The organism is Streptomyces sp. NPDC127117, from assembly GCF_042677325.1.
Lineage (GTDB): Bacteria > Actinomycetota > Actinomycetes > Streptomycetales > Streptomycetaceae > Streptomyces.
This window is the reverse complement of sequence record NZ_JBHXTM010000017.1, coordinates 148511-163492: the sequence shown is the minus strand read 5'-3', so window position 1 is coordinate 163492 and position 14982 is coordinate 148511. Positions and strand designations below refer to the sequence as shown.

Genomic DNA, 14982 nt, shown 5'->3' with positions numbered 1-14982 from the left:
GCGCCCTGCCGGGCGCCCCTTTTCCGTATGCCTACCGCTACGCGGACTTCTCGTGCCGCCCGCCGTCGCCCTTGCCGATCGTCCGCGGCTCGCGCGGGACCAGCGTCGGGTTCACGTTGTCGCGGACGACGTCGGCCGTGATGACGACCCGGGCGACGTCCTTGCGGGACGGCACCTCGTACATCACGGACTGGAGGACCTCCTCCATGATGGCCCGCAGGCCACGCGCGCCGGTGCCGCGCAGGATCGCCTGGTCGGCGATGGCCTCCAGGGCCGGGCGGTCGAAGTCCAGCTCGACGCCGTCGAGTTCGAACAGCCGCTGGTACTGCTTCACCAGCGCGTTGCGCGGCTCGACCAGGATCTGCAGCAGCGCCTCGCGGTCCAGGTTGTGGACCGAGGTCAGGACGGGCAGCCGGCCGATGAACTCCGGGATCATCCCGAACTTCACCAGGTCCTCCGGCATGACCTCCTGGAACTGGTCGCTCGCCTCGATCTCCCGCTTGGACCGGATCGTGGCGCCGAAGCCGATGCCCTTGGCACCCGCACGGGACTCGATGATCCGCTCCAGACCGGAGAAGGCGCCGCCCACGATGAACAGCACGTTCGTCGTGTCGATCTGGATGAACTCCTGGTGCGGGTGCTTCCGGCCGCCCTGCGGCGGTACGGAGGCGGTGGTGCCCTCCAGGATCTTCAGCAGGGCCTGCTGGACGCCCTCGCCGGAGACATCACGAGTGATCGACGGGTTCTCGCTCTTGCGGGCGACCTTGTCGATCTCGTCGATGTAGATGATCCCGGTCTCGGCCTTCTTGACGTCGTAGTCCGCGGCCTGGATCAGCTTCAGCAGGATGTTCTCGACGTCCTCGCCGACATAGCCGGCCTCCGTCAGCGCCGTCGCGTCGGCGATGGCGAACGGGACGTTGAGCATGCGGGCCAGCGTCTGCGCGAGCAGCGTCTTGCCGGAGCCGGTGGGGCCCAGCAGCAGGATGTTGGACTTGGCCAGTTCGATGGCGTCGTCACGGCCCTGCGCGCCGCCGTTCTCACCCGCCTGGACCCGCTTGTAGTGGTTGTACACAGCGACCGAGAGGGCCTTCTTCGCGGGCTCCTGCCCGACGACGTACCCCTCGAGGAACTCGTAGATCTCGCGCGGCTTGGGGAGTTCCTCCCACCGCACCTCGGAGGTCTCCGCGAGCTCCTCCTCGATGATCTCGTTACAGAGATCGATGCACTCGTCGCAGATGTACACACCGGGTCCTGCGATGAGCTTCTTCACCTGCTTCTGGCTCTTTCCGCAGAACGAGCACTTGAGCAGGTCGCCGCCATCACCGATGCGTGCCACGAGGTGCTTCCCCTTCGCCTGGGAGCAGCTTGGTTCAGCGGCTCCTGGTGCCTCTATCCGACGGTACCTTGCCTTGCCCCCCGTTCGGGCCCCCCTTGGCACGGTTCACACGGCAGAGACCGGGCGAATGTGGTGTGCCAAGGGGTGAAGGCGGACGTCAGGCGGCCGCTCCGGCCGCGCTCTTGCGGGTCGACACGATCTGGTCGACGAGACCGTAGGCGAGGGCGTCCTCGGCGGTCAGGATCTTGTCGCGCTCGATGTCGTCGCGGATCTTGTCGATCGGCGTGGTGGAGTGCTTGGCCAGCATCTCCTCCAGCTGGGTGCGCATCCGCAGGATCTCGTTGGCCGCGATCTCCAGGTCGGAGAGCTGCTCACGGCCGGTCTGCGAGGACGGCTGGTGGATCAGCACACGGGCGTTGGGCAGCGCCATCCGCTTGCCGGGCGTACCCGCGGCGAGCAGCACGGCCGCGGCGGAGGCCGCCTGGCCCATGCAGACCGTCTGGATGTCCGGCTTCACGAACTGCATCGTGTCGTAGATCGCGGTGAGCGCGGTGAACGAGCCGCCGGGGCTGTTGATGTAGATCGAGATGTCCCGGTCCGGGTCCATCGACTCCAGGCACAGCAGCTGCGCCATGACGTCGTTGGCGGAGGCGTCGTCGATCTGCACGCCGAGGAAGATCACGCGCTCCTCGAAGAGCTTCGCGTACGGGTCGTACTCACGCACGCCCTGCGAGGTGCGCTCCACGAAGCGCGGCACGATGTAGCGGTTGTCCACCTGCGGGCCGGTGTAGAGGCCGCTCGCGGAGGCGCCGGGGAAGTTGTTCATGTGGGTGTTCACCATCCTGGTGGCGTTCTGTGGCTGGGTGTCTCGGCGTACGAGAGGTGCGCGGGGCGGTGGAGCCGGATCCGGTGGGTACCGGATCAGGCGCCGGTGCCGCCGCCGCCCGGAACGCCCGATGCGATCGTGATGATCTCGTCGATGAGGCCGTACTCCTTGGCCTCCTCCGCGGTGTACCAGCGGTCGCGGTCGCCGTCGCGGATGATCGTCTCGACGGTCTGACCGGAGTGACGGGCGGTGATCTCCGCCATCCGCTGCTTGGTGCGCAGCAGGTACTGGGCCTGGATCTTGATGTCCGAGGCCGTACCGCCGATGCCGGCCGAACCCTGGTGCATGAGGATGTCGGTGTTCGGGAGCGCGAAGCGCTTGCCCGCGGTGCCGCCGGTGAGCAGGAACTGGCCCATCGAGGCCGCCATGCCCATTCCGATGGTGACGACGTCGTTCGGGATGTACTGCATGGTGTCGTAGACCGCCATGCCGGCCGTCACCGAACCGCCGGGGCTGTTGATGTAGAGGTAGATGTCCTTCTCGGGCTCCGCGGCGAGAAGAAGCAGCTGCGCGGTGATCTTGTTGGCGATGTCATCGTCGACCTGCTGACCGAGGAAGATGATGCGCTCGCCGAGCAGCCGGCTGTAGACCTGGTCACCGAGGCCTCCACCGAGGGACGGCTCTCCGGCGGCGTAGGGCATCAGATTCGTCACGTATCCACCTGCTCGTCTCTGACGGCTCCGGCCGTCTCAGCGTCTTCGTACCGGGTGGGCGGGGACTCCCCTGCCCTTCCTATTCATGGACCCTAACGCGCAGGTAGGACAACGCCATCCCGCTTCCGCAACTGTTCGCTGGGAGCGCAAGCTCCGCAGTCCGCACAAGGGTTGTGGGGCACCGTACGCCATACGGCGACGGGCTCCGGACGCACATGCGTCCGGAGCCCGTCGTTCGGGTTCAGCGCGAGGCTCAGGCCTCGTTCTTCTCCTCGGCGGCCTCGACGGCGTCGGCCGCGGCCTCGGTGGTGCCCTCGGCGGCCTCGACGGCCTCCTCCGCCACCTCTTCGTCGTCCTCCAGCTCGACGACCTCACCGTTGGTGTCGACGACCTTGGCGGCCTCGACGACCACGGCCAGCGCCTTGCCGCGGGCGACCTCGCCGACGAGCATCGGCACCTGGCCGCCCTCGACGACGGCCTGGGCGAACTGGTCGGGGCTCATGCCGGAGGAAGCAGCGCGCCGCATGAGGTGCTCGGTGAGCTCCTCCTGGTTGACGTTCAGCTTCTCCTTGTTGACGATCTCGTCCAGGATGAACTGGGTCTTGATGCCCTTGACCGCCTGCTCGGAGGTCTCGGCGTCGAACTCCTCGGCCGTCTTGCCCTGGATCTCCAGGTACTTGTCGAGGGTCAGGCCCATCTGGCCGAGCTGGTGGTGCTCCAGGTTGTGCTTGCGGGTCTGGACCTCGTCCGCGAGCAGCTTCTCCGGGATCGGGACCTCGGCGAGCTTGAGCAGCTCGTCCAGGACACGCTCCTGGGCCTGGGTGGCCTGGTCGTACTGCTTGGTGTTCTCCAGGCGCTTGCGGCTGTCCGCCTTCAGCTCGTCCAGGGTGTCGAACTCGCTCGCCATCTGGGCGAACTCGTCGTCCAGCTCGGGGAGCTCACGGGCGGCGACCGTGGCGACCTTGACGGTGACCTCGGCCTCCTTGCCCTCGGCGGAGCCGCCCTTCAGCTCGGAGGTGAAGGTGGCCTCGCCACCCGCCTCCAGGCCGGTGACAGCGGCGTCGATGCCGTCGAGGAGCTCTCCGGAACCGATGGTGTACGAGACACCCTCGGCCACGCCGTCCTCCAGGACCTCGCCGTCGACCTTGGCCTGCAGGTCGATCGTCACGACGTCGCCCTCGGCGGCGGCGCGCTCGACCGGGTTGGTGGAGGCGAAGCGCTCGCGGAGCTGCTCCACGGCCTTCTCGACGTCCTCGTCGCTGACCTCAAGGGCGTCGACGGTGACCTCGATGCCGGAGTAGTCCGGAATCTCGATCTCGGGGCGTACGTCAACCTCGGCGGTGAAGGCCAGCAGTTCGCCGTCCTTCAGCTCGGTGATGTCGACCTCGGGCTGGCCGAGGACGTTCAGCTCACCCTCGTTGACGGCCTCGGTGTAGAACTTCGGGAGGGCGTCGTTGACGGCCTCCTCCAGCACCGCACCGCGGCCGAAGCGCTGGTCGATGACCCGGGCAGGGATCTTGCCCTTGCGGAAGCCCTTCACCGTGACCTGCTGGTTGATCTTCTTGTACGCCGCGTCGAGGCTGTCCTTGAGCTCCTCGAAGGGCACCTCGACAGTGAGCCGAACCCGGGTCGGGTTCAGGGTCTCCACGGCGCTCTTCACGGTTCGGTCTCCTTGTGGCTGACTTCTTGGGGTTCTGCTCCACCGCACTGGAGGCGGCTTCGCGGACCGAGCCCGGTACATCAGACACACGGGCACGCATTTTGCATAGTAACGGCAAGGAGTCGGACTCCCACAATGCGATCTTGCCCGTGGTCTGCGATCTTGCGGGTGGTCCCTGATCCTGCTTGCGATGGTCCTGGATCTTGCCGGTGGTCGGGGTGGCCGGATTCGAACCGACGACCTTCCGCTCCCAAAGCGGACGCGCTACCAAGCTGCGCCACACCCCGTCGGTGCGACACGTAGGGTACATGCAGTCAGGCACCGCATCGGCCGCTTTGCGCGGGCACCGCCGAACGCGACACCGGCCGGCCGCAATCGGGTGTGCGGGCAGCGCCCGCGACCCGCTACGATGCTTCACGTACCGCCGGTCCCCGGACCTGCGGTGCGGCTTTGCGGGCGTAGCTCAATGGTAGAGCCCTAGTCTTCCAAACTAGCTACGCGGGTTCGATTCCCGTCGCCCGCTCCATGCTTGGGCCCGGTCCGGCGAATTCCTCGCCGGACCGGGCCTTTTGCGTTCCGTATGTGCTCCGCCCGTATGCGGTCCGCCGCCCGTGCCGGAGCGCGGGCGGCGGACCGGCCGGGTTCAGAAGGAGATCTGATTGATGGTCTCCGCTATCGAGTTCATGAACCTGTTGATCGACGGCGCCATGCCGGTCGATGCCAGGAAGAAGCCGAAGAGCGCCGCGACGATCGCCGGCCCGGGCTTGATCGAGCCGCCCCGGATCAGGACCACCAGGATGATCGCCAACATCAGCACCACAGACAGTGAAATGGCCACGACTGCTCACACCCTTGGTCGGTCCGCCTTGCCGGCCCGGAGGTGTGCGGCCGAGCACTCCTCCGTCCCGTCCATCGTGCCACCAACTCCCCTGTGGTCGCTGCCGGGTGACGGATCGAAGCGACGGGATCGCGCCATCCTTGCGCCCCGCGCGCACTCGGGGCGCACGGCTGCACGAGGGGTCGCACGGCGCCCCGCCCTTGCCCCGCGGGCCTGCGGACGGCGTCGCGCAATCCTGTGGGTGAACTGTGAATCGATCATTCGCAATGGCTTGCGAATGTGACGGTTTCCATATCCACACACTTCATTCACAGGCAATTCCAAGCATTGAGTGCGATTAAATTCACGCTCCCCAACTGCCTGCCGATATGCCCCATTTAAGGTGGATGAATCGGTGCATAGCAGGCGGTTGTCGGTGGTTTCACTTTCGATTGGACCGGAACACGCGATATCCGGGAGCGGTTTTACGAATTGCAATCGGGGCGTCTAAGGTGCATGAGATGTTCCACGCTCCGAACGTATTTCAGAGGGCCCCGCTCCCATCGGTGACCCGGGAGTCGGAGCCCAGACACCGAGGGACGACGACAGCCACCGCGCCACCACCCGCGCCGGTCGCGAACAGGCCTCCGGCCGCCACGCCGGCGAAGCGGCGTGATGCCTACTTCGACAACGTCAAATATCTGGCCATCGTGCTCGTCGCGGTGGCGCACTCGTGGGAACCGGTGATGGACGGCAGCCGGACCGCCCGGGCGCTGTACATGGTGGCGTACACCTTCCACATGCCGGCGTTCATCATCGTCTCCGGCTACTTCTCCCGCTCCTTCGACATGTCCGCCGCGAAGGTGAAGCGCCTGATCACCGGCGTCGCCGTGCCCTACGTGGTGTTCGAGACGGCGTACTCGCTGTTCAAGCGGTACGCGGACGACGCGGCCGATCAGTCGATCAGCCTGCTCGACCCCTGGTACCTCACGTGGTTCCTGATCGCGCTGTTCATCTGGCGGATCACCACTCCGCTCTGGCAGGCGCTGCGCCATCCGCTGCCGGTCGCGCTCGTCATCGCCGCGCTCGCCTCCTTCTCCCCGACGATCGGCAACGACCTCGATCTCCAGCGTGTCCTGCAGTTCCTGCCGTTCTTCGTGCTGGGGCTGCGGCTGAAGCCCGAGCACTTCGAGCTGGTGCGCCGGCGTGAGGTGCGGATGGCCGCGCTGCCGCTGTTCGCCGGGGCCCTGCTGTTCGCGTACTGGGCGGCGCCGCGGATGCAGCTGGGCTGGTTCTACCGCAGCAACAGCGCTCAGGAGATGGGCGCGCCGTGGTGGTCCGGTGCCGTGATGACCCTGGCGATGTTCGGCTGCGCGCTGCTGCTCACCGCGGGGTTCCTGGCCTGGGTGCCGCGCCGCCACATGTGGTTCACGGTGCTCGGCGCCGGCACGATCTGCGGCTATCTGCTGCACGGCTTCCTGATCAAGGGAGCCGAGTACGCCGGGGTGTTCGACGTCTACGACTGGCTCGCGGCCCCCGTCGGCCTGGTCCTCGTCTCGGTGGTCGCGGCGGTCGCCGTGACGCTGATGTGCACGCCGGTGGTGCGGCGGGTGCTGCGCCCGGTGACGGAGCCGGACATGGACTGGGCGTTCCGGCGGGCCTCCGCCCGGCTCTGAGCCGGGCGGAGAAGTGGATCAGTCCTTCGCCGTGTTGGCTTGAACCGATTGCTCGGCGGGCGATTCGCCCGGGGTGAGCCCCAGCATCGCCCGTACCTGCGCATACTTCTCCGTCAGCCGGGTACGGGTCGCCGGTTCCAGCACGGCGAGGCGGGCCGGGTCCGCGTTGTGCGCCAGGTCGGACTCCTTGATCAGCAGGGCGCCCGGGGTGTCCAGGATGCGCCGGGTGTACGCACGGAGGTCCTCGCCGTCACGTTTGGTGACGGCGAGGACCATGTCCTTCACCTGTTGCGGCAGCGCCGCCTCCGCCAGCCAGCGGGCCGACAGCGCGTCGTCCTCGACCGCGTCGTGCAGCCAGGCCGCGGCGATCTGTTCGTCGCTGCCGCCCCGGATCCGTACCCCCTCGGCGACCGCGGCGAGATGTTCGGTGTACGGGCGTCCCGCCTTGTCCCGCTGCTCGGCGTGGGCCTCGCGGGCGATCGCCTCGACTTCGGCCAGGGTCAGGTGTGCGTGCGGCTCGGTCATGGGCCGACTCTACGGACGGGCGGCCGTCCTGCGCAGGGCGGCCCGGGCCGGGATCAGGGTGGCGGCGAGGCCGAGGCCGACGGTCGCGGCGACGAAGCTCCCGTACAGGACCGGCGGGATGTAGGGCGATTCGCCCGTCAGGCCCTTCATCATCGGGAAGAGCGTGGCCAGCGCGATTGCGGTGCCGAGGGCGGCGCCGGCCACCGTGACCAGCAGTGTCTCCCAGCGGATCATGCCCATGACCTGGCGGCGGGTGGAGCCGACCAGGCGCAGCATGGTCAGTTCGCGGCGGCGGTCCAGGACGGTCATCACCAGGGTGTTGATGGCGGCGACGGCGGCGAATCCGCCGAGCACCGAGGCCATGACGGTGTTGGCCCAGGCGTTGAGTTCGCGGTCCTTGTCCTGTGCGGCGGCGTAGCCGGAGCGGTCGGTGACGGTGCCGAGCGCGGTCAGTTTCTGTGCGGCTGCGGGGGTGGCCCGTACCAGCACGTCGGAGACGTACGGCGAGGTCAGGTGGGCCTTCAGGTCGGCCGCGGGGAACGTGACGAGGCTGGTGCCGAGGCCACGTCCGTAGACGGCGACGATCTTCGGGTTCGCCTCGGTGCCGTCCGGGAGGCGCAGGGGCAGCCGGTCGCCGGTGCCGACCTTCGTGGAGCCGGCGAGGCTGGTGTCGATGGCGACGGTGCCGGGCCGCAGGCCGCTGAGCGATCCGGTCCTGACGTCGAGGTCCTGGACCTCGGCGAGGTCGCCGCCGGAGCCGGTGACCCCCTGGGCGGAGGTGCTCTGGAGCCTGCGGTCCCCGCCCGATCCGGTGGGTACCAGGACGGAGCTGCGGAGCAGCCCGACGGCGGTCGTGACACCGGGTGTGGCGGCGGCCCGTTCGGTCGCGTCGGAGGCGAGCGGGCCCGGGGCGGAGACGATGTGGTCGGCGGTGATGGCGTCACGCTGCTGGTGAGCGATCACCCGCTCCTCGCTGGTCTGCATGAAGACGAGCGTGGAGGAGAAGGCCATGGCGAGCACGATCGGGGTGATCGCGGAGGCCAGCCGGCGCGAGTTCGTCAGGGAGTTGGCGGCGGCCAGCGAGCCCGACGCGCCTGCCGCGCGCAGCGGGAGGCCGATGACGGCGGCGCAGGTCCGGGCGATCAGCGGGCCGAGCAGGCCCACCGCGAGCATGAAGAACATGACGACGCCGAGTGCGGCGTTCGCCGCGTCCTCGCCACTCGTGGACGCGGCGAGTCCCGCGAAGAGTCCGCCGCCGACGAGGGCGGCGATGCCGAGCGGGGTGCGGATCCAGCCGAACGGGGGGCGTTCCACGGCGGACTGCGCGAGGGCCTGCCCCGGCTTGCTCTTCGACGGCTTGCGGGCGGCGAAGTATCCGGCGCACAGCGCTGTGAGCATCGTGGCGGCCGTGGCGATGGCCGGCGGCAGCCAGGAGACGTGCAGATCGACGGGCCCGGGGATGGCTCCCCGGTCCTGGAGCTGACCGAACCACCAGTGGGCCAGGGCGATTCCGGGCAGGCAGCCGAGCGCTCCGGCGAGCGGGGCGATGAGCAGGGATTCGGTGGCGATGGAGCGGCGCAGCTGGCGCGGGGTGGCACCGATGGCGCGCAGCAGGGCGAACTCGCGGCTGCGCTGGCCGACGGAGAGGGCGACCGTACCGGCGGCGGTGAAGACGGCGACCATGGTGGCGACGCCGCCGAAGGATCCGCCGAGGCCCACGAGGAGTTCCGTGGCGCCCGCGAGTTGCGCGTCCTCGACGGCGCCCCGGTCGTCACCGGTGTGGACCTCGGCACGGGCGGTGTGGCCGACGGCCTCGCGCACCTGGCCTGCGAGGGTGTCGGTGGTGGTGCCCCGGGCGGCGAGCACGGCGATGGCGTCGACGCGGCCGGGGTGGCCGGAGAGCTCGACGGCCTGCCGGTCGGCGAACCAGGCGGTGGCGTCGGTGGCGGTGGTGCCCGCGACGCGGAACTCCCGTGCGCCCGCGGGGGTGTCGAGGGTGATCCGCTCGCCGATCCGGGCCCCGGTGCCGGTGGGGACGAGGACTTCGCCGGTCCCGGGCGCCTCGCCGGTGAGCAGCCGTGTGCCGGTGAGGGCGGCGGAGCCCCAGCCGTGAGCGGTGAGGGGGGTGCCGCCGTGTCGTACGGAGTAGCTCACGTCCCCGATCGCGGCCGCCGCGCCGGAGGCCGAGGCGACCTTGGCCACCAGGGATTCGGGGAGCCGTGCGGTGTCCGGTACGGGGTGGGCGGCGTCGTACTCGCCCTCGCCGCTGCCGACCGTCATGTGGACCTGCTGGTCGGCGGCGACGACCACGGGGGCCTTCGCGTAGCGGTCCGCGGGTACGGAGGCGCGCACGCCGGTCTCCAGCAGGATGCCGCAGGCGGAGACGATGGCCGCGGCCAGCAGGAGCGCGACGAAGGTCCCGATGAACGACGAGGGTTTGAAGCGGACGGCCGCGCGGGCGAGGCCGTTCGGGGCGTGCGGGCTGAACATCAGGCTGCTGCTCCTGCATGAGCGGGGGTGGTCCGGGTGGTCAGTGCGGCCATCCGGGCGGCGATCTGCGCGGCACCGGCGCGCGGCAGGCGGTCCACGATCGCGCCGTCGGCGAGGAAGAGCACCTGGTCGGCATGGGAGGCGGCAGCCGGGTCGTGGGTGACCATGACGACGGTGGCGCCGAGGCCGTCCACCGCGTCGCGGAGCAGGGCGAGGATCTCGGCGGCGGTGGTGGTGTCCAGGGCGCCGGTCGGCTCGTCGGCGAAGATCACGTCGGGGCGGGTGACCAGGGCGCGGGCGACGGCGACGCGCTGCTGCTGGCCGCCGGAGAGCTGGCTGGGGCGGCGTCCGCCCTTGTCGCCGAGGCCGACCCGGGTGAGCATCTCGGTGGCTTCGCGGCGGCTGCGGGTGGAGCCGGTGCGCTGTCCGGCCAGGCGCATCGGCAGGACGACGTTCTGCTCGACCGTGAGGGACGGCAGCAGGTTGAAGGACTGGAAGACGAAGCCGAGGCGGGTGCGGCGCAGCTCGGTGAGCCGGTTCTCGCTCAGGCCGGTGATCTCGGTGCCACCGAGGCGTACGGAGCCCTCGGTGGGGCGGTCGAGTCCGGCCGCGCACTGGAGGAAGGTGGACTTGCCGGAGCCGGAGGGGCCCATCACGGCGGTGAAGGTGGCGCGCGGGAGGGCGAGGTCGATGCCCCGCAGCGCGTGGACGGCGGAGCCGCCGCGGCCGTACTGCCTGCGGACACCGCGCAGTTCGACGGCGAGGTCCATGGGCACGGGCCCCCGGTGGAAGTCCGCCGTGTGCTGCCTGTCCTGCGCGCGCTGCCTGCTGCGTCGCAGCCCCATGATGTCCGCCTTCCGTTGCTCGACGGCCGCTTCTTCGACCGTGATTCGAACCTACGGATCGGGGCGGGCCGGGAACATGGCGGCTGCTGGCGGATCGGGGGTGGGGAAAACCCCAGGTCCGTACTGGGGAAGGCGGAGCCGGGCAGGTCGGGGCAGGGGACTCGGGGCCGGCGACTCGACGGGGCACACAGTTGCAAGGTCAATCGTTCGGTAAACTAATTACTGACGCTTTCTTGACGCTCTCTTGACCTAACGAAGGACCGGGCTCATCGGACACGCAGACACGCTCATCGCCATGGGCGGCGCCTTCCTCGCCGCCGCCGTTCTCGCCCGCGTCGGCAGCCGCATCGGACTGCCCACCATCCCTCTCTTCATCCTGGCCGGAATCCTGCTCGGCCCGCACACCCCGGGCATCGTGCTCGTCGCCGACCCGCACGAGCTGGAGATGCTCTCCGCACTCGGTCTGGTGCTGCTGCTCTTCTACCTCGGTCTCGAATTCCATCTCGACGACCTCAAGACCGGCGGCCGCAAGATGGCGATCGCCGGTGGCACCTATCTCGCCCTGAACGTCGGCGCCGGGCTCGGCTTCGGCTTCGCGCTGGGCTGGGGCACGTCCGAGGCGCTGGTCCTCGCCGGTGTGCTCGGCATCTCGTCCTCCGCCATCGTCACCAAGGTCCTGGTCGACCTGGGCCGGATCGGCAACCCCGAGACCAAGCCGATCCTCGGCATCATCGTGGTCGAGGACGTCTTCCTCGCCCTCTACCTGGCCGCCCTCCAGCCCATCCTGTCGGGCGCCGACAGCCTCTCCGCCGCGGCGGTCGACGGCGGCAAGGCCTTCGGCTTCCTGCTGCTGCTCGCGCTGGCCGCCCGGTTCGGCACCAGGGTCATCGGCAAGCTGATCAACACCCGGGACGACGAACTCCTGGTCATCTCCTTCCTCGGTGCCGCGGTCCTCGTGGCCGGTGTCTCGGAGTGGTTCGGGGTCGCGGACGCGATCGGCGCCTTCATGGTCGGCCTGATGCTCGGCAGCACGGCCTCCGGGCCACGCATCCTCAAACTGGTCCACCCGCTGCGGGACGCCTTCGGCGCGGTCTTCTTCTTCGCCTTCGGGCTCTCCATCGACCCGGGCGATCTGCCGACCGTGCTCTGGCCGGTGCTGGCCGCCGTCGCGGTGACCCTGGTGATGAACGTATGCGCCGGCATCGCCGCCGCGAAGGTGTACTCGTTCGGTCCGCAGGCCACCGCGAACATCTCCACCACTCTGGTGGCGCGCGGCGAGTTCGCCCTGATCCTCGCCACGATGGCGGCGGCCGCCGGGCTGGACGAGCGGCTCTCCCCGTTCATCGCGGGCTACGTACTGCTCCTCGCGGTGCTCGCACCGCTGGCGGCCGGGCGCTCGCACTGGCTGGCCCGCGTCCTGCCGGGCGGCCGGGGCCGGGGTGAGGACAGTGGCCGCGAATCCGGGAAGCTCTCGGTCCCGGCCTGAGCCGGCGCCCGCCGCGTTCCGGGTACGGGGAGACGGGCTTCGGCCCGCCCGGCCCCGTGCCCGGAGACGCCGGTGTCCGGCGGTTCAGGACCTGCGCGACAGCAGCAGCAGCGCCCGGTCGTCGTTGACGTCCTTGGCGCACGCCTCGATCAGATGCCAGGCCGCGCCCTCGAAACCGGTGGTGACATAGCGGTCGGCCTCGCCGGTCAGCCGGTCGATGCCCTCCGCGATGTCCCGGTCGGACGCCTCGACCAGGCCGTCCGTGAACAGCATCAGCACGTCGCCGGGGGCCAGCGAGCCCTTCACGGCGTCGAACTGCGCCCCGTCGTACACCCCCAGCAGCGGCCCCTCGGCCGCCTTCTCCTCCCACTGGCCGCTGCCCGAGTGGAGCTGGAGGGCGGGCGGGTGTCCGGCCGACAGGATTTCGTAGTCGCCCGATTCGAGGTCCAGGACCAGATGGATCGAGGTGGCGAACCCCTCGTCCCAGTCCTGGCGCAGCAGATAGCCGTTGGCCGCCGGCAGGAAGCCGTGCGGTGGAAGCGAACCGAGCAGCCCGCCGAAGGCCCCGGACAGCAGGAGGGCGCGGGAGCCCGCGTCCATGCCCTTGCCGGAGACATCGGTGAGTACGGCTTCCAGGGTGCGTCCGCCGTTGGTGCGCGCGGCGACGACGAAGTCCCCGGAGAAGGACTGCCCGCCCGCCGGGCGCAGCGCCATCTCGCGGTGCCAGCCCTGCGGCAGCCGGGGCAGGGCGCTCTGTACCCGGATGCGTTCGCGCAGGTCGAAGAGCATGGTGCCGCCGCGCCGCCACGGCACTCCGACCCTGGCCCGGAACTGGGCGAGGACCAGTCCGAAGAAGCCGCAGGCCGCGACCACCAGGACGATTCCGGGGGTCACCCGGGCCGGGCCGTCGCCGTACGGGCCCAGCGCGACCGACTCCACGATCAGGGCGGTGGCGGCGGTCGCGTACAGCCCCAGCAGGCTGGCCGGGCGCAGCAGCAGGCCGCCCGCGACGATCGGCAGGACGAGCGCGGCCGGGGAACACCACACCGCGTTGAAGAGGGTGGCGCAGGTGATGGCCGGAATGGTGAGCAGCAGACCGGCCAGCGCGATCCAGTCCGATCCGTCGCCGCGGAAGTAGTCGACCCCGGACTTGCGCAGCGCGACGCGTGCCCGGTGCGCCGATTTCCTCAATCGGGCCGGGTACGTGTCTGCTCCTGCGCGACGGGCCATTGCGGGGACCTTATCTACCCGGCCGCCCGAGGTGCAGGGGGACCCCGCGACAATGCGTTCGAAATCGGGTCGCACTCGCTGCGTCGCCCCTGGTAGGCATGGCCCATGACTACAGAGCTTCGCGTCCTGCGCCCGTCCGAATGGAATCAATGGTTCGACTGTCTTGAACTGGCGTTCGGCGGGGATCCGGAGACTCCCGAGGAGCGCGAGCTGTTCGAGCAGCTGACCGAGCACGAGCGGTCGCTCGGCATCTGGGACGGCGACGACGTGGTCGGCACGGCGGGAGCGTTCAGCTTCCGGGTCGCCGTGCCGGGCGGGGCGCTGGTGCCCGCCGCCGCGATCACGATGGTGAGCGTCGCCTCCACACACCGCAGGCGCGGTCTGCTGACCTCGATGATGCGCCGGCAACTGGACGACATCCGCGCGCTGGGCGAACCGTTCGCCGTACTGACGGCCTCGGAACCGGCGATCTACGGCCGGTTCGGCTACGGCGCCGCCTCGCGGCAGATGTCCCTGACGATCGACAAGGACCGGGTCCGGCTGGACGTACCGCCGGGCACGGACGAGGTGCGGCTGCGCCACGCGAAGCCGGACGAAGCGATGGCGGCGTGCGAGAGCGTGTACGAGCGGCTGGTCTCCGGCCGTCCCGGCGTCCCGGTCCACGCGCCCGGCTGGGAGCGCAAGCCCATGGTCGACCCGGTCGCCAGCCGGCAGGGCTCCTCGGCGCAGCAGTGCGTGCTGGCGGAGCGGGACGGGGAGATCGTCGGCAATGTGACGTACCACATCAAGCCGGAGTGGGAGCCGTCCGGCCCCAAGGGCACCATCGTGGTCAACGACCTGGCCGCCCTGGACCCGGCGGCGTACGCGGCGCTGTGGCGGTTCGTCTTCGAGATCGACCTGATGACGACGGTCGTGGCCCGCAACCGGCCGGTCGACGACGCGGTGCTGCACCTGGTGTCGGACGTGCGGCGGTGCAACATCCGGGTCCGCGATTCGCTCCACGTGCGCCTGGTGGAGCTGGGCGCGGCGCTGGAGGCCCGGTCCTACCGGGGCCCGCTGGACGTGGTGTTCGAGGTGGAGGACGCGTTCTGCCCCTGGAACGAGGGGCGTTGGCGGCTGACGGCCGACGAGAAGGGCGTCGCGTCCTGCCGGCGGACCGATGACCCGGCCGATCTGGCGCTCTCGGTCCGGGAGTTGGGCTCGGCCTACCTGGGCGGCGAGTCGCTCGGCTCCCTGGGTCAGGCCGGGCGGGTGCGGGAGCTGCGGGCGGGCGCGCTGGCGGAGGCGTCGTCGGCGTTCCTGTCCGACGTGGCGCCGTGGCTGCCGCGTGGCTTCTAGGAGCCTGCCAGGGCCTTTCGCCCGGATCAGGCCGGATCCG

General features: G+C 70.0%; 12 protein-coding genes and 2 tRNA genes. 4 read left to right on the top strand and 10 right to left on the bottom strand.

What is annotated here, in order from left to right; translation table 11 throughout:
- Positions 1 to 37: 37 nt before the first annotated feature.
- The 5 genes from clpX to ACFVH0_RS17630 all read right to left on the bottom strand — a co-directional run bounded on the left by clpX (position 38) and on the right by ACFVH0_RS17630 (position 4822).
- Positions 38 to 1336 carry an ATP-dependent Clp protease ATP-binding subunit ClpX gene (gene clpX / locus ACFVH0_RS17650; protein WP_189541480.1) on the bottom strand — a complete coding sequence of 433 codons (1299 nt, stop codon included), beginning with the start codon at positions 1334 to 1336 and terminating at the stop codon, positions 38 to 40.
- Positions 1337 to 1493: 157 nt separating this feature from the next.
- A complete protein-coding gene (locus ACFVH0_RS17645; protein WP_124717721.1) occupies positions 1494 to 2177 on the bottom strand; it encodes an ATP-dependent Clp protease proteolytic subunit in 684 nt (227 codons plus the stop codon).
- Positions 2178 to 2257: 80 nt separating this feature from the next.
- Complete coding sequence (locus tag ACFVH0_RS17640) at positions 2258 to 2863, bottom strand: ATP-dependent Clp protease proteolytic subunit (RefSeq protein WP_164495234.1); 606 nt, start codon at positions 2861 to 2863, stop codon at positions 2258 to 2260.
- Positions 2864 to 3128: 265 nt separating this feature from the next.
- Positions 3129 to 4535 (bottom strand): trigger factor, encoded by a 1407-nt coding sequence (gene tig / locus ACFVH0_RS17635; protein ID WP_385821102.1) that lies wholly within the window; start codon positions 4533 to 4535, stop codon positions 3129 to 3131.
- Between the two features lie 210 nt (positions 4536 to 4745).
- Positions 4746 to 4822, bottom strand: a tRNA-Pro gene (locus ACFVH0_RS17630).
- A 165-nt stretch (positions 4823 to 4987) separates the two neighbouring features.
- Here ACFVH0_RS17630 and ACFVH0_RS17625 point away from each other — a divergent pair.
- Positions 4988 to 5061, top strand: a tRNA-Gly gene (locus tag ACFVH0_RS17625).
- A gap of 117 nt (positions 5062 to 5178) precedes the next feature.
- Here ACFVH0_RS17625 and ACFVH0_RS17620 read toward each other — a convergent pair.
- Entirely contained in the window at positions 5179 to 5373 is a 195-nt protein-coding gene (locus ACFVH0_RS17620) for a hypothetical protein (RefSeq protein WP_124717718.1), read from the bottom strand.
- Between the two features lie 500 nt (positions 5374 to 5873).
- On the opposite strand from ACFVH0_RS17620, the gene ACFVH0_RS17615 reads away from it, so the two are divergent.
- Positions 5874 to 7028 (top strand): acyltransferase family protein, encoded by a 1155-nt coding sequence (locus ACFVH0_RS17615; RefSeq protein WP_385821100.1) that lies wholly within the window; start codon positions 5874 to 5876, stop codon positions 7026 to 7028.
- A gap of 18 nt (positions 7029 to 7046) precedes the next feature.
- Here the strand turns inward: ACFVH0_RS17615 and ACFVH0_RS17610 are convergent, their stop codons facing one another.
- From ACFVH0_RS17610 to ACFVH0_RS17600, 3 genes are read right to left on the bottom strand one after another with little or no spacing between them, the layout of a single operon-like run.
- Positions 7047 to 7553, bottom strand: coding sequence for an HD domain-containing protein (locus ACFVH0_RS17610; RefSeq protein ID WP_385821098.1), 507 nt, complete (start codon positions 7551 to 7553; stop codon positions 7047 to 7049).
- A 9-nt stretch (positions 7554 to 7562) separates the two neighbouring features.
- Entirely contained in the window at positions 7563 to 10043 is a 2481-nt protein-coding gene (locus ACFVH0_RS17605; RefSeq protein WP_385821096.1) for an FtsX-like permease family protein, read from the bottom strand.
- Positions 10043 to 10888 (bottom strand): ABC transporter ATP-binding protein, encoded by an 846-nt coding sequence (locus ACFVH0_RS17600; RefSeq protein ID WP_385821094.1) that lies wholly within the window; start codon positions 10886 to 10888, stop codon positions 10043 to 10045. Before ACFVH0_RS17600 ends, ACFVH0_RS17605 begins: the two co-directional genes overlap by 1 nt.
- A 295-nt stretch (positions 10889 to 11183) precedes the next feature.
- Here ACFVH0_RS17600 and ACFVH0_RS17595 point away from each other — a divergent pair, with 295 nt between their 5' ends.
- Positions 11184 to 12374 carry a cation:proton antiporter gene (locus tag ACFVH0_RS17595; RefSeq protein WP_385821091.1) on the top strand — a complete coding sequence of 397 codons (1191 nt, stop codon included), beginning with the start codon at positions 11184 to 11186 and terminating at the stop codon, positions 12372 to 12374.
- 84 nt (positions 12375 to 12458) lie between these two features.
- Here the strand turns inward: ACFVH0_RS17595 and ACFVH0_RS17590 are convergent, their stop codons facing one another.
- Positions 12459 to 13604 carry a PP2C family protein-serine/threonine phosphatase gene (locus ACFVH0_RS17590; protein ID WP_385821089.1) on the bottom strand — a complete coding sequence of 382 codons (1146 nt, stop codon included), beginning with the start codon at positions 13602 to 13604 and terminating at the stop codon, positions 12459 to 12461.
- A gap of 105 nt (positions 13605 to 13709) precedes the next feature.
- On the opposite strand from ACFVH0_RS17590, the gene ACFVH0_RS17585 reads away from it, so the two are divergent.
- On the top strand, positions 13710 to 14942 hold the full coding sequence (locus ACFVH0_RS17585; protein ID WP_385821087.1) for a GNAT family N-acetyltransferase: 1233 nt from the start codon (positions 13710 to 13712) through the stop codon (positions 14940 to 14942).
- Positions 14943 to 14982 lie beyond the last annotated feature (40 nt).